Origin of the sequence: Micromonospora violae (assembly GCF_004217135.1) — a bacterium.
GTDB lineage: Bacteria > Actinomycetota > Actinomycetes > Mycobacteriales > Micromonosporaceae > Micromonospora > Micromonospora violae.
This window is the reverse complement of the sequence record NZ_SHKK01000001.1, coordinates 2,757,505-2,777,513: the sequence shown is the minus strand read 5'-3', so window position 1 is coordinate 2,777,513 and position 20,009 is coordinate 2,757,505. Positions and strand designations below refer to the sequence as shown.

The window sequence follows — 20,009 nt, the reverse complement described above, 5'->3', positions numbered from 1 at the left end:
AAGACCCATGTCGAGAGTCCTCGCCCGGCTCGGCGCGGTCCTGGTCGCCGCGTGTCTGCTGTTCACCAGCTGGTCGGCCGCGACACCGGACAAGGCGTCCGCGCTCGACCCGACCGTTGGCTACCTGATGGCGCACTTCACCGGCGAGTCGTCCACCGACCAGCAGATCTACCTCGCCCACAGCACCGACGGCCTGCGCTGGACCGACCTCAACAACGGTGGGCTCGTCCTGCGCTCCACCGTCGGCACCCGCGGCGTACGCGACCCGGCCCTGGTCCGCTCGCCCGCCGGTGACCGTTACTGGATCATCGCCACCGACCTGTGTATCGGCTGCGGACAGGACTGGTCGTCCGCCATCAACAACGGCAGCCGCAACTTCGTCGTGTGGGAGTCCACCGACCTGGTCAACTGGTCCGCGCCGTGGCTGTTGAACGTCGCCGGCGCCATCCCGGACGGACGCAACGCCTGGGCGCCGGAGGCGATCTGGAACCCGGACACCGGCGACTACGTCCTCTACTGGGCGACGAACGTGCCACTCAACGGGGTGACCAAGCATCGCATCTACTACGCGCGTACGTCGAACTTCCGCAGCGTCACGACGCCGCAGGTCTACATCAGTCGGCCGGGGAACCAGGAGATCATCGACACCCAGATCGTCGAGGTACCGTCCGGCGTCGACTCCTACCGCTACGTCCGGGCCTCGCGGGACGGCCAGATCGCCATCGAAGGCAGCAACTCCATTCTCGGCACCTGGACCAACCTCGGGAACCTGTCTGGTATCGGGTTGACGGGCTCCCAGGTCGAAGGCCCGATGTGGATGAAGTTCAACAATCGCAACGAGTGGGTGCTCTATCTCGACCAGTACGCCAGCGGACGCGGTTACCTGCCCGTCCTGAGCACCAACCCGTCCAGTGCGAGCAGCTTCCGGCTGCCGGCGTCCGGCTCGTACGCCATGGGTGGCACCAGGAAACGGCACGGTTCGATCCTCAACCTGACCGCCGCCGAACAGAGCCGGGTGCTCGCCCGCTGGCCCGCCACCGCGATCAACCGGATCCAGTCGTACAACTTCCAGGACCGGTACGTGCGGCACTACGACTACGACGCCCGTATCGACGCGAATGTCAGCCCGGCCCAGGACGGCCAGTGGCGGCTGGTGCCCGGCCTGGCCGGCTCCGGCACGGTCTCCATCCAGTCGGTCAACTACCCGGGCTACTACCTGCGCCACTACGGGTTTGACTTCCGGCTGGAAGCCAACGACGGCACCGGCACCTTCGCCGCCGACGCCACCTTCCGGCAGGTCGCCGGCCTCGCCAACTCGTCGTGGACGTCGTTCCAGTCCTACAGCCACCCGGACCGCTACCTCCGGCACTACGCCTACCTGCTCCGGCTCGACCCGATCCCCGACGCGCAGAGCCGCGCCGACGCCACCTTCCGCGTGACCGGTTGACCCTGGTCCCTGTTCAAGGAGTCCCCACTGTGGCACCACATCGACGAGTGCTGTCCGCCCTGGTGACCGCGGTGATGATGGTTGGTGTCATCGTCGTGGCGTCGTCGCCGGCCACTGCCGCGACCAGCCAGTTCCGGGGTATGAACTGGGCCGAGTTGGGTGACAACTTCAAGACCGGCCCACTCGTCGTGCAGGGCCTGAGTTCGTCCGACAGCAACGCGACGGTGCGGGCGAAGGCCAACGCGTTGTACGACGACATGGCGTCCACCCTGGGTGTCAACACGGTGCGGCTGCCCATCAACACCCACACGGTGGGGACGGCGTGGTGGGAGGCGTATCGGGGTGCCATCGACGCCGCCACCGATCGGGGCTTCAAGGTCATCCTCGCCTACTGGGAGGACGGCGCCGCCTCCGGCGGCCGGATCACGAACCTCGCCGCGTGGAACGCGATGTGGTCCACGGTCACGAACACGTACGGCTCGAATACCAACGTCTACTTCGAGCCGATGAACGAGCCGCACGGCTACAGCTCGGCGGAGTGGCGCACCGTGGCGGCGAACTGGCTCAGCTACCACTACTCGGCGGTGCCCGGCCGGGTGCTGATCGGCGGCACCGGCTTCAGCCAGGACCTGCGCGACATCTGCGCCGACAGCCGGTTCAACTCGACGCTGCTCTCCTTCCACTACTACGCCTTCTTCTACGGCGCGATGACCTACGACGCGTTCCGCAGCCACATCCAGGCCCGCCTGGGTAGCTGCGCGTCGCGGGCGGTCGCGACGGAGTTCGGCGCGCCGATGAGCGATGGCCGTAACTACGCCGACGCGGCAAGCGGCGACAACTTCGTGCGCTACATCCGGGCCATGGCCCAGGTGATGCGTGACAACCAGATGGGCGGCACGTACTGGCCGGCGCTCGGTGGCAAGCCCGGCAGCATCGGGTACGACTGGTACTCGATGTTCGCTCTCAGCGGCAGCGGCACGAACCTCAACCTGAGCGTGCGTAACACCTCCGGCGCCGAGCAGATCCGCTACGCCTGGGGCGACACCATCGGCGGCGGTCCGACGACGCCACCGCCGTCGACGGGCACCTTCTACCGGCTCACCGTGCGGCACAGCGGCAAGGCCATGGACGTCCAGCAACCCAACACCGACAACGGCGCCCGCGTCGGCCAGTACACCTACAGCGGCAGCGCCTGGCAGCAGTGGCAGTTCCAGGACGCCGGCAGCGGCTACTGGCGCATCATCAGCCGACACAGCGGCAAGTGCCTCGACGTGGTGGGCGCCTCAACCGCCGACGGCGCCGAACTCATCCAGTACACCTGCGGCACCGGCACCAACCAACAATTCCAGATGGTCACCAACGGCAACTACTTCCAACTACGCGCCCGACACAGCAACAAGTGCGTCGACGTCCCCGCCCTGTCAACCGCCGACGGCGTGATCCTCAAGCAGTACACCTGCAACACCGGCACCAACCAACAATGGTCCCGCACCACCGTCTGACGATCGACCCATGGTGGCCGCGGCCACGCCGGATTACTTGCTTGTCGGCAATCCGTCGTTGTCGAGGCGGCCGGCGAATCCGTAGCGTCGCGGCTACGGAACGCTGCCGGCGGAAGGACCCCTCGTGACCGAACTCGTCGCTCCGCAGCTCGTCGTCAACAGCAGGATGATCTACTTCGGTTGGCTGCCGGCCGACCCCGACGCGGTGGCCGCCCTGGTGCCCGACGGGCTCACGCCGGCACCCAACCACCAGGTGTTCATGAACCAGTACGTCGTCGACGACGCCGGGCAGACCTCCGGCTTCGGCGCGTACTCCCTGACGTACATCGGGCCGGACCTCGCCGGGGTCGATGCTCCCGACGGGGTCACGCCCGGCCGCTGGTGGACGCACTACTTCAACTCCAGCCCCGACGTCCGGGCGTACGCCGCCGCCCGGGGCGTGCCGGCGACCCCGGGGAAAACCACAATCGAGGTACGGGGGCGTCGGCTGACCGCGACCACCGAGGCCGACGGCGTCCCCGTGATCAGGACGACGGCCCGCGTCGGGCGCACCGGCGACGCCGTCAACCGGGGTCAGTTGCGCTACCTCACCCGCCTCGACGGCCGGCTGCACAGCGGCAACTACCCGTTCGTGGCGGAGCCGGTCGACCCGTTCGAGGTCGAGTCACTGGAGTTCCTCGCACCCGACCACCCCGTGTACGCACTGCGTCCGGCCGATCCTCTGGAAATAGTCTGGGGCTTCTACTCACCACGCGCGTCATTCGCCTACCCGGGTGGTGAATCGGTACTCGACTGAGCGACGACCCAACCGGGACATGGAACAACCCGGTGTGATGGTCAGACAGCGCGACATCAGGTCCTCATGTTGCGGTTCGCCCGCCGATGCCCTTGCTGTAGCAGCCGATTGGGTACCAGCCGACCCATGAGCCGTTGTCCCGGTACATCTGCGTCCCGCCGCATCCGACCTGGTACTGCATGCTGGCCAACTGGTAGCTCCAGCGGGTGCGCAGGCCGCTGGTCGGAGTGACGGTCAGGTTGCTGCCACCACTCTGCAGCCAGATCGACGGATCTCCGCGATAGCCCGTCGCGGTCTTCACGATGGTCCACTCCGTCTTGCAGCCCGAGGAGTAGTTCAGGTAGACCTTGCCCATGTACGCGCCGTTGGCCGGGTCGTACAGAAGCGTGGTGTTGTGCGGGGTGACGCTCTGCGTATCGCAGGACGGGTTGCCGACGGCGGGGTCGCCGCCATTGGCTGCGTGGGCGGTGGTAGGCGTCAGCAGCACCAGGGCAGCGATGCTACCGATCAAGGCTGTGCGGAACGTGATCCGACCGCGAGGGTCTGTTGGGGATCTCCTGAGCACGTCGACTCCTTCGATGGGTGCGGCGGCAGGCCGTCCGATGGCTGCCGCGCAGCCAGGTCTGTCTAGCCCGAAGGTTGTCCGTCGTCGGCCGACGACGGACAAATCGCTGACGACGGTCAATCCCATGTGCCGGGTGCCCGTACAACCTGGTCGCCACACCGCCCATCGCGCTGCCGGGCGCCGCGCTGGCTTCCAGCCCCGTCCTGCAATTGACAGGCATGCTAGTTTGGTGTCCCGCGAAGCGGAGTCTACGGGAGCACCGGGACAACCAGCGTGGGCCTTTGTCTCTACTTCGTAGCCCAGCGCGCCCTCATTTGCGCTCGGGAGGAGCTGTCGTGCCCAGGAATGTAATCGCCTTCGTGCCTCAACACACCACCACCAAATCGCGTGTCATGGCGATCGTCGACAAAGGCAACGGCCACGAACTGGATGCCATCGCGACGCTCGAGTGGCCGCACCACGCTGTCGCCATCTGCAACCTGTTGAATTCCCCGAACCGGGGCCAGGAAAGCCTATCTGGGCTCTGGCACAGTTTGCCGGCAAGCGTCCGAGCCGGGCTCGAGCAAGCAGCCCAACAGCGCGTGGACGCCACCGACGAACGGGAGTTCCTCGCCACCTGGTTCGTGAACGAAATCGACATCCCCGACCTGCCGAGAGACGGCAGCGGTATCAATTGGGCGGCGCTGTTTCCTGTCGCGCAGTGTCCTGCCGATGGGTGCGACTACTGCGACGGCTGTCCGGCGCACGCCGAACGCCGAGGCGGTGACGCCGGCAGCAACCAGTGCGGCCCTGGCGGATCGTGCCGGTGCCTGGTGGATAGCTCAGAGGACGAAGAAGAAACGTGCGTATGTCCGTCATGGGACGTCGGTCCCCGCTGGGCCGCTGCCCTCTACCAGTCGTTGACCGAGACAGCCGAGGTCCTTCTTGAACAGGCGGACGGCCTCGTGTGGGGGGTCGAAGGCCCGGCCGTCGGGTTTCCGCGCTCGTTGATCGCACAGCCGCCGGCATTCTTCGTTCGGCTCGCGGAGAGCTGCATCGATCTGTGTGCCCTGCTGGCAGGGGGCGTAAGGCCCGTGCCGCACACCATTGCTGAGCTTCTGATGCTCGACGAGGCCGCGCGCTCTTACCTTGAGAATCATGTGTCGAGTGCCGGCCTCGACGTCGACGCCATGAAGCAGGAGTTCGCACACCTCCCGGAAGGGCACGGCGATTTCGAGCTGGACGCCCTGTGGATGTTTCAGTTCACCAACTCAGACTGGGAGAAGATCGCCGAGTCCGAGACGATTTACCAGCCGTACTCCATGGACCGCATCTTCGACACGCTCCCGGAGGCCGCCCAATGGCCCCGGAACGCGGACGGCCGATGAGGTAGGTCAGGAAGCCCTCGCTCACCTGCGCCACCTCTGTGAGTCGTGCTGACCCGTCGACACGCACGTGCGCCGGCGGTGACAGCGCAGACGCTGTCACCGCCGGCGCGGCCTGTCCAACGTTGGCTATGGCAGCGGGCGGCCAAGGCGGGCGCAGGTACGGGTTCCGTAGGTTCCGCCGGTGAAGGCGGGAAACTTTACTGCGCGCGTGGGCGGGACCGGCGACGACGGGCGTGCCCGCGAGCACGGTCATGAGCAGGGCGAACAGTGCGGCCGGTCGCTTCATTGAGTTCTCCTTCATCGCAGTGTCGTCCGGTGCCCGGGACCCCCGTCAGGCTTCCCCGGGCGGCCGAACTCTTCGATGGACACTGACCGCGTGGTTCGTGTCCTGGAGTCAGGCTGGTTCGGGGCGAGGTTGTCCGACAGAGCGGTGGCACCGGACAGACAACGTCGGACGATCCTTCGGACGTCTGCGCCGGTCCGGCACGATGTCGAACCCGGCGCGGCCGGAGCGGACCGGGCACAGTGGAATCCGCAAGCCGTCGTGCGTCGGCTTTGGCGGCGACCACGGGTACGGTTTTGTTGCCCGACAGGTACGGGCAGCGGCGGCACGTCGCCGGGGCGGGAGCGGCCAGCCCGGTGGCGACGGGGCTGTGGGAGGGAGCGAGGGTGGCGCAGCGGAGAGCACTGGTGGTTCGGGGCGGATGGGAGGGGCACCAGCCGGTCAAGGCGACAGAGTTGTTCCTCCCCTTCCTCGAACGGAGCGGCTATGCCGTACGGGTGGAGGAGTCGACGGAGATCTACGCCGATGCCGCCGAGATGGCCGAGACCGACCTCGTCGTGCAGTGCATGACGATGTCGCAGATCACCCGGGATCAGGTGGCGGGGCTCAGCGCGGCGGTCATCGCCGGTACGGGCTTCACCGGCTGGCACGGCGGCATCGTGGACTCGTTCCGCGCGTCATCCGATTACCTGCACCTGGTGGGCGGCCAGTTCGCGACCCATCCGGGCCTGGCGCCGTGTGAGCGGCATGGTGGCGAGGAAGACAACTTCCTGCCGCACACGGTGCGCGTCACCGACCTCGGTCGGGAACACCCCATCACTGCCGGCATCGAGGACTTCGACCTGGTCACCGAGCAGTACTGGGTGCTGCACGACGACCTGATCGACGTACTGGCCGTGATCACCCACCCCACGCAGGCGTGGCATCCGTGGCACCGGCCGGTCACCTCACCGGCGATCTGGACCCGACGCTGGGGCGCCGGGCGCATCGTCGTGACAACCCCGGGACACAGCCTCGACGTGCTGGAGCACCCGGGCGTGCGGACCGTCATCGAGAGGGGGATGGTGTGGGCGACCCGCACCGCGTCGGCGTCGTAGGGCTCGGGTTCATCTCCCGCGCGTACCTGGACACACTCGTGAACCACCCGGAGGTGAGCATCGTCGCGGTGGCCGACCTTGATGCCTCCCGGTCGGCTGAGGTCGCCGCCACGATTCCCGCAGCCGAGGCGTTGAGTGTCGAGGGCCTGCTCGCCCGCCCGGACGTGCAGACGGTCCTCAACCTTACGATCCCCGCGGCGCACGCCGACATCTCGCTGGCCGCGATCGACGCCGGCAAGAACGTGTACGTGGAGAAGCCGCTCGCGGTCACCTTCCCGGACGGCCGCGCCATCATCGAGCGGGCCGCGTCAGCGGGCGTTCGTGTCGGCTGCGCGCCGGACACCGTCCTGGGCACGGGCACGCAGACGGCGCGGGCGGCGATCGACAGCGGGCTCATCGGGCGTCCGATGTCCGCGACGGCCGTCATGGTCACGCCGGGGCACGAGCGCTGGCATCCCAACCCCGACTTCTACTACGCCCCGGGCGGCGGTCCGCTGCTGGACATGGGGCCGTACTACATCTCGGCGCTCATCCACCTGCTCGGGCCGGTTCGCGCGGTGACCGGCGTCGCCAGCCGGCTGCGCGCCGAGCGCGTCATCGGCTCGGGCCCGCGCACCGGCCAGCGCATTCCGGTCGGGGTGGACACCCACGTCAGCGGCATCCTCGAGCACGCCAACGGTGCTCTCTCCACCGTCACCACGAGCTTCGACGGAGTCCGGACGACGGCCGCACCGATCGAGGTGCACGGGGAGGCCGGCAGCCTCGCCGTACCCGATCCGAACCACTTCGACGGTACGGTCCGTCACTTCGCGCTCGGCGGCACCGAATGGCAGGCCCTCGAAGCGCAGGCGGGTTACACCGAGGCGGCTCGGGGCATCGGTCTGATCGACCTGGTCAGATCCGACGATCAACGCCCGCCGCGGGCCGGCGGCGATGTCGCACTGCACCTCCTCGAGACGATGACCAGCCTGCTCCGGTCGGCGGCGGAAGGCCGGCGGATCGAGCTGACGACGGTGGTGCGGCGGCCGGCGCCGGTTCCGCTCACTCCGGCCGAGCAGTGGCAGGCGTCCCACGCGTACGGGCACTGAACGGGAGCCGGGCATGGCCCGACGGGGCGACTGCTGCCGTCGGGCCATGCGGCCACCGAATGGTCATCGTGGCAGGCCGAAGTGGTGGGTGAGCGCGGCGCGTAGCGTGTCGGCGTCCCCCGCCGACCAGGCGATGAAGCAGTCGGGGCGCACGAGCAGCGCGGTGGCGCTCGTGCCCTCCAGTGGCCCGGTGACCACGTCGACCCGGTCTCGCCAGGGCGCGGCGACCTCGGCGTAGGCACCCGTGGAGTCCAGCAGCAGCGGCCGCGCGGCACGGGTCAGTTCGGCGAGGCGGATCGGGCCGTGGTCGCCGTGCACGACCACGTCGGGGGCGCACCGGCCGGCCAACGGGTCGGCGGGGTCGGCGGGGTAGTGGACGTCCGCGCCGGACATCAGCGCGGCGATGTGGCCGGTCACCTCCGGCTTGCGCAGCAGTTCGGCGAAGAGATCCCGTAGGCCGGTGATCTCGTCGCCCGGGCCGGTGAGCCCCGTCTGTGCCAGGGTGGACATGACGACCCGTTCGGCGACGGGCCGACGCTCGGCTTCGTACGTGTCGAGCAGGCCCTGCGGTGCCCAGCCGCGCACCGTGGCGGCGAGCTTCCAACCCAGGTTGACGGCGTCCTGCAGACCCAGGTTGAGGCCGGGGCCGCCGATCGCGGGGTGCACGTGCGCGGCGTCGCCGACCAGCAGCACCCGGCCGGCGCGATAGCGGGCGGCGACGCGGGTGTTGCGGCCGGTCAGCCGTCGTAGGAGGCCGGGGCCGTCAGGCGCGTCGAGGGGGACGTCGGCGCCGAGTACCCGGGCGACGCTGGCGCGGAGTTCCGTCAGGTCCATGATGGTCTCGTCGCTCGGTGGCGTGTCGGGCCACTCCGTGGTGCTCAGGATCGCCGGGCGGCCGGGGAACGGGGCCCAGGCGATCAGGCCGCGTGCGGTGCGGGTGTGTTGGAACGGCGGGACGATGCCGTAGCCGGGGACGCGCAAGCCGCCGGTCTCGGGGTCGAGGGATGACGCGGGGACGGTCACGGTGGCGGTGCGGGAGACCGACCGGTCGGTGGAGACGCCCGGGAAGTCGATGCCGGCCAGCCGGCGCACCACGCTGCGGCCACCGTCGGCGCCGACGAGGAAACGGCTGGTGAGCTGCGTACCGTCGGCGAGTGTGACCTCGACCCCGTCGGGGCGTTGGTGGAGGTCGACGACCTCGTGGCCGCGGCGCAGGTCGACGCCGAGCTCGGCGGCCCGGGCGGCGAGCTCGGCCTCGAGTTGGGCCTGCGGCACGCCGAGCACGTAGTGCGGGTTCTCCGCGAGCATGGTGAGGTCCAGCGGGAACGCGCCGAAGGTGAAGGCTGGTTGGGGGACCGGCGGGGTGCTCTCGCCGCTGAGCCGCGCGTAGAGGCCGCGCCGGTCGAGCAGGCGGACGACCTGCCCGACGAGGCCGTTGGCGCGGGACTCGCCACCGGGTGCGGCGTAGCGTTCGAGGACGACGGGCTGAACGCCGGCGAGGGCCAGCTCGCAGGCGAGCATGAGGCCGTTGGGGCCGGCTCTGACGACTATGACATCGATCATGATCGTGATCCTCTCGGGGTGTGCGTCATCGCCACGGCGGGCGCGGCACGTGGCCGGTCCGCCGCGGGAGTGTGACGCGGCTTGAGACGTGGGTGAGGTGGCGCCCCCGGACGAGGGGCGCTCAGTGCGGGGGGCGGCTCAGTGCGAGGGGGCGGGGAGGCCGGCGGCGACCTGGGTGAAGGCGTCGGTGATGAGGCGATCGATCGGAGCGGGGTCGGCGTTGTCGAGATAGTGCTGCATGGCGACGGCGACGGCTGCGCTCGCGGCGGCCGCGACGAGCCTCGGATACATGTCGGTGGTGAGGTCGGTGCCGGTGCGCTCGGCGACCGCGGCGGCCAGTTCGGCCTCGGCGACCGCGGCAGCGCGCAGCCGTTCGCCCTGTAGCGCGGGCTCGGCGAGCATGGTGCGGACGCCGGCAACCCACTGGGCGTGTGCGGGCGACGGCATGGCCTCGACCTCGGGGCCGGGCGTGAACTGCTCCAGCGCGGCCCGGGTGAGCGCCGCCCAGAGCGGTTCATCGGCGGGGCGTTCGCGCAGCGCGGCGGCGGTGCGCAGGCTGCGGTCGAGGTGGCGGGAGGCGATCGCCTCCGCCTTGCTGGCGAAGTAGTTGTTGAAGGTGCGCGGGGAGACACCAACCGCCTCGGCGATGTCCTCGACGCGGACGTTGTCGTAGCCGCGTTCGGCGGTGAGGTGGATCGCGGCCCAGCCAAGCGCCGCCCGCGTCTCGGCCTTCTTGCGCTCCCGTAGCCCTGTCATGCCACCACGCTAGCACTAGTTGCGTGTCGCGCAAATATGCGTGCCACGCAAAATTACTGTCGAGCGTGCCACCTCGGCGCGCGACAGGTCGAAGCCGTGCTCGACGGCCCGTTTCGCGGTCAGGGAAAGCCGTCCGCGAACGTTGGCTTCACGACGAACACCCATCTATGGTGGGGACATGCTGTCGGTGACCTTCCGCTCGCCCGCCGCCACTGAGGTGGCGGTAGGCGGTGCTGGCCACGTGCCGATGGCGACCCGCCACAAGGCCGACATGCGGGTGCCGGTTGTCCGCGCACCGCACACCGCGCTCACGTGCAAGACGTCGAGCCCGATGCGAACCGGCCGAGGCCCACCCCGCGGAGTCGTTGCACATCCAGAACGACCGCCAGGGCGAAGCTTTCCAAGCTTCGGCCCTTTTTGTTTTTCCCGCCCCAATCCCCTTTTACGGAAGGCAGAGCATGAGCGTCGATCATCGTCATACCCCCGACCAGAGTTGGCTCGCTGACCTGCGAGCGTCCCTGGCGGACGACTTCGCCACCCAGACGGCTCGGCTGCGAGAATTGACCGAGCTCAACGCCGACACCGGCGACCCGGGGGAGGCCCACAACCAGGCCGCCCTGCTGGTGGCCACCCGCCAGAGCATCGAGCAGATCACCGGTGCGCTGAGCCGCATCAGCGACGGCACCTATGGCGCCTGCCAGAGGTGCCAGCGGAGCATCCCGGCCGAGCGGCTCGAAATCCTCCCGCACGCCCGCTTCTGCGTGCCGTGCCAGGAGAAGCAGAACAGGTGACACCAGGGGTGGCTGCCGCGCCGCCGGCGCGGCAGCCACACCGTCACGTGCTTCATCCCGCGCACCGCGCGGCGTCTCGGTCCCGGTGCCACAGCAGCTGCTACGAACGCCACGGAGCCTGACAACGCGCTACTACGACGAGATCGCCCGTGCCCACGGGGCGAGGAGGCGTTCGAGGCCGGCCATCAGGTAGAAGAGCAGCGCGCCCATCAGCGCGAGCAGGGTCAGCGCCGCGAACGCGAGTGGAGTGTCGGCGGACTGGCCGGAACTGGCGATCACCGAACCGAGCCCGGCCTCGGGGTTGATCACCTCGCCGATGGTCGCGCCGATGATGGCCAGCGAGGTCGCGACCTTCAGTCCGACGAAGACCTGCGGGAGGGCCCACGGGAGTCGTACCTTCACGAAGGTCTGCCACCACGAGGCGGAGAGGGACCGGGCGAGTTCGCCGAGTTCGTTCGGGGTCGAGGTCAGCCCGGCCATGGTCGAGACCAGGATCGGAAAGAAGCAGAGCAGCACAACCATCACGACTTTGGTTTCGTAGCCGAACCCGATCCAGACCAGGAGCAGCGGTGCGAGCGCCACCTTCGGCACCGCGTTGATTCCGGCGATCATGGGGAGGGTCATCCGCTCGACCGTCCGGGAGGCGGCGAGCATGACGGCGAGCAGGAGCCCACCCACGGCCGCGATCCCGAACCCGATGACGGTCTCCAGGAAGGTGACCATCGTCTGCTCGGCGAGGTAGCCAGGAAGCCGGACGAACGCGTCAACGACGTCCGGGGGTGCGGGCAGGAAGAACGGCTCGATGTCGAAGGCCCAGGTGGCCAGCCACCAGAGCGCGATCGCCAGCACTGCACCGAGCGCGGGCAGCCCGACGTGGGGCCAGCGTTGTGACAGCGGGAGGCGGTCAGTCACGATGATCTTCCGTCAGGACTTCTTCACGAACCTCAGGTCGACGATCTTTTCCGGGGTCAAGCCGGGCGGAATCAGGTCGGCGCCCTGGAGGACGGTGATTGTCTGCGTCACCTGCTTCTCGTCCATGAAGCCGATCGGGGCACCTGACGCCGGGCGAACGTGCGGGGACATCGCCTCGATCTCGCCCTTGCCCGCCGCCACGGCATAGGTGGGCTTCACCTTGTTGAGGATCGCCGCGGCCTCGTTCGGGTGCTCGATGCTGTACTCGAGCCCCTTGAGCAGTGCGTCGGTGAATCGCTGCACCAGGTCGGGGTCCTTCTCGATGAGTGCGGGAGTGGTGATGATCGCGTTGCCGAAAAGGTCCCGCAGGTAGTCGCTGTAGGGCAGCACCACCACCTCCTTCTTGGAGGCGGCCTGTAGCGCGTTGCGGCTGAGCAGGAATGTACCCAGCGCGTCGACCTTCCGGCTGGCCATGAGTCCGTTGAGCGCCGTGGCTTGGACGCCCTCGATCTTCACCGTCTTCGGGTCGAACCCGGCCAGCCGGGCGTAGGCCGGGAAGAGCAGCTCGGTCACCGACCCGGCGCCGGTCGCCATCGTCTTGCCCGGCAGGTCCTTCGGGGTGGTGATGTTGGTGTCCGCGGTGGTCATCACCGAGATCAGCGTCTGTTGGTGTACGGCGGCGATGGCCCGCCAGTCAGTGAACTCACCCTTACCCGCCTGAATCACGGCACCGGTGAAGTCGAGCGCACCGAACTGGACCTGACCGGACTTGAGGGCCGTCAGGTTCTGCTGATTGCCAGCGCCCTCTTTGATGTCGACCTCAATGCCGGCCTCGCCGAAATAGCCCTTCTCCTTCGCCACCCAGGCGAACGCGTCCCGACCTACAGCGCCGAACGCGGTGATGTAGGCGACCCTGTCGGTCTCCTTGCCGGTCGGGTCGCCACTGGTGTCGTCGGAACCGCCGCAGCCGGTCGCGGCAAGGGCCGCGGCGAGCAACGTCACTACCAGGGCGCGAGAGCGCTTGACCATGTGCTGCCTCCAGCTTGAGAGTCTCGGAGAAGGCGCCGGCGCGCCATGCCGACAAAGACCGCACGGGCCGGGGCTGTCCACATTGCTCTTGCCGATGAATGATCGTAGATGATGATCGCTACGACTGTCACCGGACCGATTCACGGATGCCTGTCCGTGGGCCCCTGGAAGGAGCCATTCCCGCAGCTCCCGGTCCGTGGACAGTGGACAGTCGGTACGGCAGAGTCGCGGAACCATTCGAAGGAGCACGATGTCTGATCACCCTGCCCCGTCCGCGCGGGCCCGCGCCCTGGTCCGCGGTGCCTACGACACGCACGTCCACGTGGCCCCTGACGTCATGGCGCGCCGGATCGACGATGTCGATCTGGCGTACCGGTGTGCCGAGGTCGGGCTCGCCGGCTTCGTCCTCAAGTCCCACTACGTGGCCACTGCCGAGCGGGCGGCCGTCGTCCGCAAGGTGGTCCCCGCCGTCGACACGCTCGGCGCGATCACCCTCAACGGTGCCATGGGCGGCATCAACCCGGTCGCCGTTGAGGTCGCGGCACGGCAGGGCGCGCGCATCGTGTGGATGCCGACGGTGGACTCCGGAAACCAGCGGCGTAACACCGCCACCGACCTGCCGGGTGCCACACCAGCGATGTGGGGGGCGTTCCAAGCCGACCTGCACAGTCAGGGCATCGTGCCGGAGCCGGTCGAGGTCGTCGATGACGAAGGGCGCGTTCTCGAGCGGGTACGCCAGGTGCTGCGGGTGATAGCCCGGCACGACATCACACTCGCCACCGGACACCTGAGCGGCGACGAGATCGTCGCCGTCGTCCGGGCCGCCCGCGAAGAGGGCGTACGCCGGATCGTGGTCACCCATCCCGAGTTCACCTCCCAGCGGCTGCCGGCCGAGCAGCAGCGGGAGTTGGCCGAGGCAGGTGCCCTGTTGGAACGCTGCTTCACCACCCCGCACTCGGGCAAGGTCGCCTGGGTGGAGCTGTTCGACACCATCCGGGCGGTCGGCCCGGCGCACTCCGTCCTCTCCAGCGACCTCGGGCAACCCTTCAACCCGCCGGTCGAGGACGGTCTGGCGCTCTTCGCCGACCGCCTGCTCGACGCCGGCTTCACCGATGAGGAGATTCACGTCATGGCTGTGGTCAACTCCCGTCGTCTGGCGATGCCCAAGGCGTCGGTGCCGGCATGAGCGCGCGGCGAATGCTCGTGGTGGGTGCCCACTCGGCCGACTTCGTCTGGCGGGCCGCGGGGGCGATCGCCAAACACACCGTGGCGGGTGGTGAGGCCGTCGTGCTGGCACTCTCCTACGGAGAACGGGGCGAGTCCGGCGAGCTCTGGAAAGACCCGAACCAGACGGTGGAGAACGTCAAGCGGCTGCGGCACGCGGAGGCGGAGCGCGCCGCCGCCGCGGTCGGCGCCCGTCTGGAGACGTTCGATCTCGGCGACTACCCGTTGCGGATCAGGGACGAGGACATCGACCGTCTGGCCGCGCTGATGCGGGAGTACGCGCCGCACGTGGTGCTCACCCACCCGGACCGCGACCCGTTCAACCCGGATCACCCGGTGGCGCACAGCGCAGTGGCGACCGCCCGGCAGCTCACCGCGGGAGCCGGGGTGTCCAGCAGCTTCCGGACCGCCCCGCCCTCGGAGTTCCTGGTCTTCGAACCGCACCAGCCCGAGCTGTGTGGGTTCGTCCCCACCGTCTTCGTCGACATCACCGATGTGATGGCGGCCAAGCAGGAGGCGATGGCGTCGATGGGCGCCCAGGGCTACCTGCGCGACTACTACACGCAGCGGGCCGATCAGCGTGGTAACCACGCCCGCCGGGTGACCGGCGACCCCGGCATTCGGCAGGCCGAGGCGTTCCAGCGATTGATCCCGAACGTGGTGGGGGCACTGTGAGCGAGCTTCGTGACGTGGCGGTCGTCGAACCGGATGTGATCGAGGCATTGGCTGCCGGCGGGGTGGCGACCGTCTACGAGGCCGCCGGCCGGTCCGGCCTGCTCGACGTCGACCTTGTCCAGATCGTTCCGGGCACCCGGGTCGCCGGAGTGGCCCGGACCGTCCGCTGCGGTCAGGACGACAACCGGGCCGTGCACGAGGCGATGACGCTGGTACGCCCCGGTGACGTGCTCGTGCTCACCATGCCCGAGCCCGCCCCGGTAGCCCTGATCGGTGAGCTGCTGGCCACCCAGGCCAAGGTCGCAGGCGCGGCGGGCCTGCTGGTGGACGCGGCGGTACGCGACGTGGACGAGCTCCGCGAACTCGGGCTGCCGATCTGGGCCCGATGGCGACGGGTTCGAGGCGCGACCAAGCGTACGCGGGGATCGCTCGACGTCGCGGTCCACGTGGGTGGGACGACCGTCAACCCGGGAGACGTGGTGGTGCTCGACGCCGACGGTGCCGTGGTCGTGGCGCGGGGGAGTGCGGCCGAGGTGGCCGCCGCGACGCGGAGTCGGATCGAGAAGGAGACCCGGCTACGGGCCCGACTGGATGCCGGTGAGTTCAGCTACGACCTGCACGGGTTGCGGGCGCAGGACGAGGCCGCCGGTTGAGCAGGAGTCGCCGGTCGTCGAGCGCCGAACAGCAGCAGAAGCAGAAGTCCGGCAAGGGTTGAGTGCTCCGGCTTTCATCCAGTGAAAGCGTCAGTCCCCGCCGTGGGCACCACACGCGATGATGCGACTCCATCGACGTCCGTGCGCAGGGAGGTCCGGTCGTATGGCATTCGCGCGTAACCAGTGGTATGTGGCGGCCTACGGCAGTGAGGTCGGGCGAAGCCTGCTCGCCCGCACGGTGCTCGGTGAGCCGCTGGTGCTGTACCGCACCGGTGCCGGGAAGGCGGTGGCGCTCGCCGACCGGTGCGTACACCGGCGCTTCCCACTGTCGGAGAGCCGGCTCGACGGCGACACGATCGTCTGCGGCTACCACGGCTTCACCTACGATCCCACCGGCGCGTGTGTCTTCGTACCCGGTCAACAGCGCATCCCGCGCACCGCGCGGGTGGTCTCGTTCCCGGTGGTCGAACAGGATTCCTTCATCTGGGTCTGGATCGGCGACCTGGACCGGGCCGACCCGGCCACGATTCCCCGCGCACCCTGGCTCGCTGACCCGCGCTACGCGGTGGTGCGGGGCATGGCACCGCTGAACGCGCGGTACGGCCTGCTGGTGGACAACCTCCTGGACCTGTCCCACGAGACCTATCTGCACGGCGGTTACATCGGCACGCCCGAGGTGGCGAACACCCCGATCACCACCGAGGTGGACGAGGACCGGGGGATCGTCTACGTCAGTCGGCACATGGACGACGCCGAGTGCCCGCCGTTCTACGCGCGCTCCACCGGGATCCAGGGCCGGATCACCCGGTGGCAGGACATCGAGTACCACCCGCCCTGCCTCTACCTCCTGCACAGCCGCATCGCGCCGCAGGGTGTCTATCCGCCCGCCGAGGGCGAGGACAACGAGGCGTTCCACGCCGAGATCGTGTACGCCATCACCCCGTCGACGGAGCACACCACCTATGACTTCTGGGCCGTCGCTCGCGACTTCGCGATCGACGACGAGTCGGTCAGCGAATATCTCCACCACAGCAACCACACCGTGGTGATGCAGGACGTCACCGCGCTCAACATCCTGGAGCAGGTGATCGAGACCGAGCCGGACCGGTATCAGGAGCTGAGCATCAACATCGACACCGGTGGCCTGGCCGCCCGGCGGCTGTTGGCCCGGATGGTCGAGTCGGGAACGGTGGGAGCGACGCGGTGAGTTCCCGGGCGGGCACCGCGTCCGGGGGCCGGGTCTACCGGATCCACTGGGTGCCGGGCACCGACACCCTGCGGGGGATCTGCCACTGTGGGGCCGAACGCCTCGCCGAGGACCCGATCGAGTTGTGGGAGTGGCTGCTCGCCCACCCGCAGGGCCACCAGGGCGAAGCCGCGCCGGCACCCGCGTCGGCACCCGCGTCGGCACCCGCGTCGGCACCCGGGCCGGCGCTGCGGCTGGCGATGCGCGGGTGACGGTGGACGCGCTGACCGGTGCGGAACTGGTCGTCACGGGCCGCGATCAGGTGGCCGCCGAGACCGTGGCGATCGGTCTGTGTCGCCCCGACGGCGGCGACCTGCCCGAGTGGACACCCGGCGCGCACATCGACGTGGAGTTGAGCGCCGGGCTGGTCCGGCAGTACTCCCTCTGCGGCGACCCGGCGAACCGGTCCGTCCTGCGGATCGCGGTGCAGCGTGAACCGAACGGACGCGGTGGTTCCCGGCTGGTGCACGAGCGGCTCACCGTCGGCGCGACCGTCCGGGTGAGCGGCCCGCGCAACACCTTCCCGCTGGTCCCGGCGCGGCGTTATCTCTTCGTCGCCGGTGGCATCGGTATCACTCCCATCGCACCGATGGTGGCCGCCGCCGATGCCGCGGGCGCGCAATGGCGGCTGGTCTATGGAGGACGCAGCCGCGCCACCATGGCCTTCGCCACCACCCTGCGGGAGAGGTACGGCGACCGGGTGAGCCTGCACCCGCAAGACGAGACCGGGTTGCTCGACCTGGCCGGGTTGCTGGGCCGGCCCGGCACCGGGCTCGTCTACTGCTGCGGCCCGGAGTCGCTGATCACCGCGGTGGAGGCGCACTGCCGCGGCTGGCCCCCGGGTTGCCTGCACGTCGAGCGGTTCACCGCGCGGGGCGACACCGGCGCGCCGGAGACGACGATCGAGGTCGAGCTCGCGCTCTCCGGGCGGACGGTGACCGTGCCGCCGGGCACGCCGATCCTGCAGGCGGTGGAGGAGGCCGGTGTGCAGGTCCTCTCGTCCTGCCGGGAGGGCACCTGCGGCACCTGCGAGACCCCGGTGCTCGCCGGCGTCCCCGAGCATCGCGACAGCCTGCTCACCGCGCAGGAGCGGGCCGCCGGGGACACCATGATGATCTGCGTCTCCCGGGCCTGTACGCCCCGACTCGTGCTGGAGCTGTGAGCGCCCGGCGCGGGCGGGGATGATGACGGGGTGCGCGCAGAACCCGGGCGGTCGGTGACGAGCAAGGTGCTGGCACTGCTCGACGCGTTCAGCCCAGCCACGCCGGCGTTGACCCTGAGTGAGTTGGCGCGGCGCACCGGGCTGCCACTGCCCACCGTGCACCGACGCGCCGCGGAGCTGGTCGCGTGGGGGGCGCTGGAGCGCGGCGACGACGGCCGGTACAGGATCGGTCTGCGGCTGTGGGAGGTGGGCTCGCTCGCCCCGAGGGGCCTGGGGTTGCGGGAGCTGGCCCTGCCGATCATGGAGGACCTGTACGAGGTGACCCACGAGAACGTCCAGCTCGCCGTCCGGCAGGACCTCGAACTCGTCTTCATCGAACGGATCGCCGGGCGGCACGCGGTGCCCGTGCTCACCCGGGTCGGGGGTCGCTTCGCGCTGCACGCCACCGGCGTCGGGCTGGTCCTGCTCGCGTACTCGCCCGCCGAGGTTCAGGAGCAGGTGCTGGCCGCGCCGCTGGAGCGCTACACCGACCTGACCATCACCGACCCCACGCGGCTGCGTCGCTGCCTCGCCGAGGTCCGCCGGGTCGGGTACGCGGTCAGCGACCGTCAGGTCACCATGGATGCCCTCTCGGTGGCCGCACCGATCCGCGTACCGGACGGTGTGGTGGCGGCGATCTCGCTGGTGGTCGCCCACGACCGGGCGGACCCGGTGGCGTTGGCCCCGCTGGTCCAGGCTGCGGGACGGGCGGTCTCCCGGGCGTTGGAGGGCGGACCGCCGGTCGCCCGCCGCGGATAGACAGACTACAAATCGTTGACGCCCGATCAAATTCTGCATTACGTTGCCGGTGCGCGTGTTACTCCCACCTTCGTGCGCGGAACAGCATCGACGAAAGGGAGCACCCCATGTCACTGGACGGCAAAGCCGCCATCGTCACCGGCGCCGGCCGTGGTCTCGGCCTCGCCTACGCGCAGGAGTTGGCGCGGCGGGGCGCGTCGGTCGTGGTCAACGACGTCGACGCCGAGGCCACCGCCGACGCCGTGGCGGCGATCCAGACGTCCGGCGGCCGGGCCGTCGCGGTGGTCGCACCGGTCGGCCCGACCGAGACCGCGAAGGAACTCGTCAGCACAGCGGTCGAGCACTTCGGGCGGCTGGACATCCTCGTCACCAACGCCGGGGTCCTGCGCGACACCGTGCTGTGGAAGATGAGCGACGACGACTTCGACACCGTCATCAACGTGCACCTGCGCGGCACGTTCACCACCGTGCGCGAGGCGGTGCAGCACATGCGCCAGGCCGGCGAGGGCGGGCGGATCATCTGCGTCGGGTCACCCACCGGGCAGCGGGGCACCTTCGGCCAGACCAACTACGCGGCCGCCAAGGCGGGCATCGTCGGCATGGTCCGCACCTGGGCCCTCGAACTCGCGCGCGCCGGCATCACCGCCAACACCGTCGTTCCGGTCGCCGCGACCGCGATGACCGCCACCGTCCCCTACTTCGCCGCGGCGGTGCGCGCCGAGGCGAACGGCGAGCCGATGCCGGCGTTCTTCCGACACGATCTGGGGTTCGGCACGGCGGACGACGTGGCCGGGCTGGTGGCCTTCCTCGGCTCCGACGCGGCGGCCTCGGTGACCGGACAGGTGATCGGTGTCGGTGGGGACCGCCTCCAGATCTGGACCCACCCGGAGGCGGCGCTGACCGCGTACCGCGAGGGCGGCTGGACGTACGACGCGCTCGTGGACGCCTGGCCGAGCACGTTCGCCGGTGCCGCCCAGAGCGTCGGTGAACGCTTCCCGAGACTCCCCGAGGAGTTCGAGCCCGTGACGTCCTGACCCGCCCGACGAAGGTTGGCC

At 69.5% G+C, this 20,009-nt stretch carries 20 protein-coding genes; 15 read left to right on the top strand and 5 right to left on the bottom strand.

Annotation, left to right across the window (positions count from 1 at the left end; all coding sequences use genetic code 11):
• The first annotated feature begins 7 nt into the window (after positions 1 to 7).
• From EV382_RS12490 to EV382_RS12480, 3 genes are all read left to right on the top strand, one after another.
• Positions 8 to 1,447, top strand: coding sequence for a glycoside hydrolase family 43 protein (locus EV382_RS12490; protein ID WP_130401731.1), 1,440 nt, complete (start codon positions 8 to 10; stop codon positions 1,445 to 1,447).
• Between the two features lie 29 nt (positions 1,448 to 1,476).
• Positions 1,477 to 2,949, top strand: a complete 1,473-nt coding sequence (locus tag EV382_RS12485; RefSeq protein ID WP_244236648.1) for an RICIN domain-containing protein — start codon at positions 1,477 to 1,479, stop codon at positions 2,947 to 2,949.
• Between the two features lie 124 nt (positions 2,950 to 3,073).
• Positions 3,074 to 3,745: an acetoacetate decarboxylase family protein gene (locus EV382_RS12480; RefSeq protein ID WP_244236647.1), complete on the top strand. Its 672-nt coding sequence runs from the start codon at positions 3,074 to 3,076 to the stop codon at positions 3,743 to 3,745.
• A gap of 64 nt (positions 3,746 to 3,809) precedes the next feature.
• Here EV382_RS12480 and EV382_RS12475 read toward each other — a convergent pair whose 3' ends face one another.
• A complete protein-coding gene (locus tag EV382_RS12475; RefSeq protein ID WP_130401730.1) occupies positions 3,810 to 4,232 on the bottom strand; it encodes a hypothetical protein in 423 nt (140 codons plus the stop codon).
• Between the two features lie 470 nt (positions 4,233 to 4,702).
• On the opposite strand from EV382_RS12475, the gene EV382_RS12470 reads away from it, so the two are divergent.
• The 3 genes from EV382_RS12470 to EV382_RS12460 all read left to right on the top strand — a co-directional run bounded on the left by EV382_RS12470 (position 4,703) and on the right by EV382_RS12460 (position 8,145).
• A complete protein-coding gene (locus EV382_RS12470; protein WP_130401729.1) occupies positions 4,703 to 5,677 on the top strand; it encodes a hypothetical protein in 975 nt (324 codons plus the stop codon).
• A gap of 669 nt (positions 5,678 to 6,346) precedes the next feature.
• Positions 6,347 to 7,057, top strand: coding sequence for a ThuA domain-containing protein (locus tag EV382_RS12465; RefSeq protein ID WP_130401728.1), 711 nt, complete (start codon positions 6,347 to 6,349; stop codon positions 7,055 to 7,057).
• The gene (locus tag EV382_RS12460) at positions 7,027 to 8,145 is read left to right on the top strand and encodes a Gfo/Idh/MocA family protein (protein WP_130401727.1); all 1,119 of its coding nucleotides are present in this window, start codon (positions 7,027 to 7,029) and stop codon (positions 8,143 to 8,145) included. Before EV382_RS12465 ends, EV382_RS12460 begins: the two co-directional genes overlap by 31 nt.
• Before the next feature lie 63 nt (positions 8,146 to 8,208).
• On the opposite strand, the gene EV382_RS12455 is transcribed toward EV382_RS12460, so the two are convergent.
• The gene (locus tag EV382_RS12455; RefSeq protein WP_130401726.1) at positions 8,209 to 9,708 is read right to left on the bottom strand and encodes an FAD-dependent monooxygenase; all 1,500 of its coding nucleotides are present in this window, start codon (positions 9,706 to 9,708) and stop codon (positions 8,209 to 8,211) included.
• 138 nt (positions 9,709 to 9,846) lie between these two features.
• Entirely contained in the window at positions 9,847 to 10,464 is a 618-nt protein-coding gene (locus EV382_RS12450; RefSeq protein WP_130401725.1) for a TetR/AcrR family transcriptional regulator, read from the bottom strand.
• A 458-nt stretch (positions 10,465 to 10,922) separates the two neighbouring features.
• Between EV382_RS12450 and EV382_RS12445 the strand changes: the two genes are divergently transcribed.
• Positions 10,923 to 11,255, top strand: coding sequence for a TraR/DksA family transcriptional regulator (locus EV382_RS12445; protein ID WP_130401724.1), 333 nt, complete (start codon positions 10,923 to 10,925; stop codon positions 11,253 to 11,255).
• Positions 11,256 to 11,387: 132 nt separating this feature from the next.
• On the opposite strand, the gene EV382_RS12440 is transcribed toward EV382_RS12445, so the two are convergent.
• Together EV382_RS12440 and EV382_RS12435 are read right to left on the bottom strand one after the other, a co-directional pair.
• The gene (locus EV382_RS12440) at positions 11,388 to 12,167 is read right to left on the bottom strand and encodes an ABC transporter permease (RefSeq protein WP_130401723.1); all 780 of its coding nucleotides are present in this window, start codon (positions 12,165 to 12,167) and stop codon (positions 11,388 to 11,390) included.
• A gap of 12 nt (positions 12,168 to 12,179) precedes the next feature.
• Positions 12,180 to 13,196: an ABC transporter substrate-binding protein gene (locus EV382_RS12435; protein WP_130401722.1), complete on the bottom strand. Its 1,017-nt coding sequence runs from the start codon at positions 13,194 to 13,196 to the stop codon at positions 12,180 to 12,182.
• Between the two features lie 250 nt (positions 13,197 to 13,446).
• On the opposite strand from EV382_RS12435, the gene EV382_RS12430 reads away from it, so the two are divergent.
• From EV382_RS12430 to EV382_RS12395, 8 genes are all read left to right on the top strand, one after another.
• Positions 13,447 to 14,382, top strand: coding sequence for a DUF6282 family protein (locus EV382_RS12430; RefSeq protein ID WP_130401721.1), 936 nt, complete (start codon positions 13,447 to 13,449; stop codon positions 14,380 to 14,382).
• Positions 14,379 to 15,095: a PIG-L deacetylase family protein gene (locus tag EV382_RS12425; RefSeq protein ID WP_130401720.1), complete on the top strand. Its 717-nt coding sequence runs from the start codon at positions 14,379 to 14,381 to the stop codon at positions 15,093 to 15,095. The genes EV382_RS12430 and EV382_RS12425 overlap by 4 nt, the downstream gene beginning before the upstream one ends.
• Entirely contained in the window at positions 15,092 to 15,748 is a 657-nt protein-coding gene (locus tag EV382_RS12420; protein WP_208758388.1) for a 4-carboxy-4-hydroxy-2-oxoadipate aldolase/oxaloacetate decarboxylase, read from the top strand. The genes EV382_RS12425 and EV382_RS12420 overlap by 4 nt, the downstream gene beginning before the upstream one ends.
• Positions 15,749 to 15,911: 163 nt before the next feature.
• The gene (locus EV382_RS12415) at positions 15,912 to 16,955 is read left to right on the top strand and encodes an aromatic ring-hydroxylating dioxygenase subunit alpha (RefSeq protein ID WP_130401719.1); all 1,044 of its coding nucleotides are present in this window, start codon (positions 15,912 to 15,914) and stop codon (positions 16,953 to 16,955) included.
• Positions 16,952 to 17,206, top strand: coding sequence for a hypothetical protein (locus EV382_RS12410; protein WP_130401718.1), 255 nt, complete (start codon positions 16,952 to 16,954; stop codon positions 17,204 to 17,206). The genes EV382_RS12415 and EV382_RS12410 overlap by 4 nt, the downstream gene beginning before the upstream one ends.
• Entirely contained in the window at positions 17,203 to 18,156 is a 954-nt protein-coding gene (locus EV382_RS12405; RefSeq protein WP_341870158.1) for a PDR/VanB family oxidoreductase, read from the top strand. The genes EV382_RS12410 and EV382_RS12405 overlap by 4 nt, the downstream gene beginning before the upstream one ends.
• 30 nt (positions 18,157 to 18,186) lie before the next feature.
• Positions 18,187 to 18,954, top strand: coding sequence for an IclR family transcriptional regulator (locus EV382_RS12400; RefSeq protein ID WP_130401717.1), 768 nt, complete (start codon positions 18,187 to 18,189; stop codon positions 18,952 to 18,954).
• 107 nt (positions 18,955 to 19,061) lie between these two features.
• On the top strand, positions 19,062 to 19,988 hold the full coding sequence (locus EV382_RS12395) for an SDR family oxidoreductase (protein ID WP_130401716.1): 927 nt from the start codon (positions 19,062 to 19,064) through the stop codon (positions 19,986 to 19,988).
• The last annotated feature ends 21 nt before the right edge of the window (positions 19,989 to 20,009 follow it).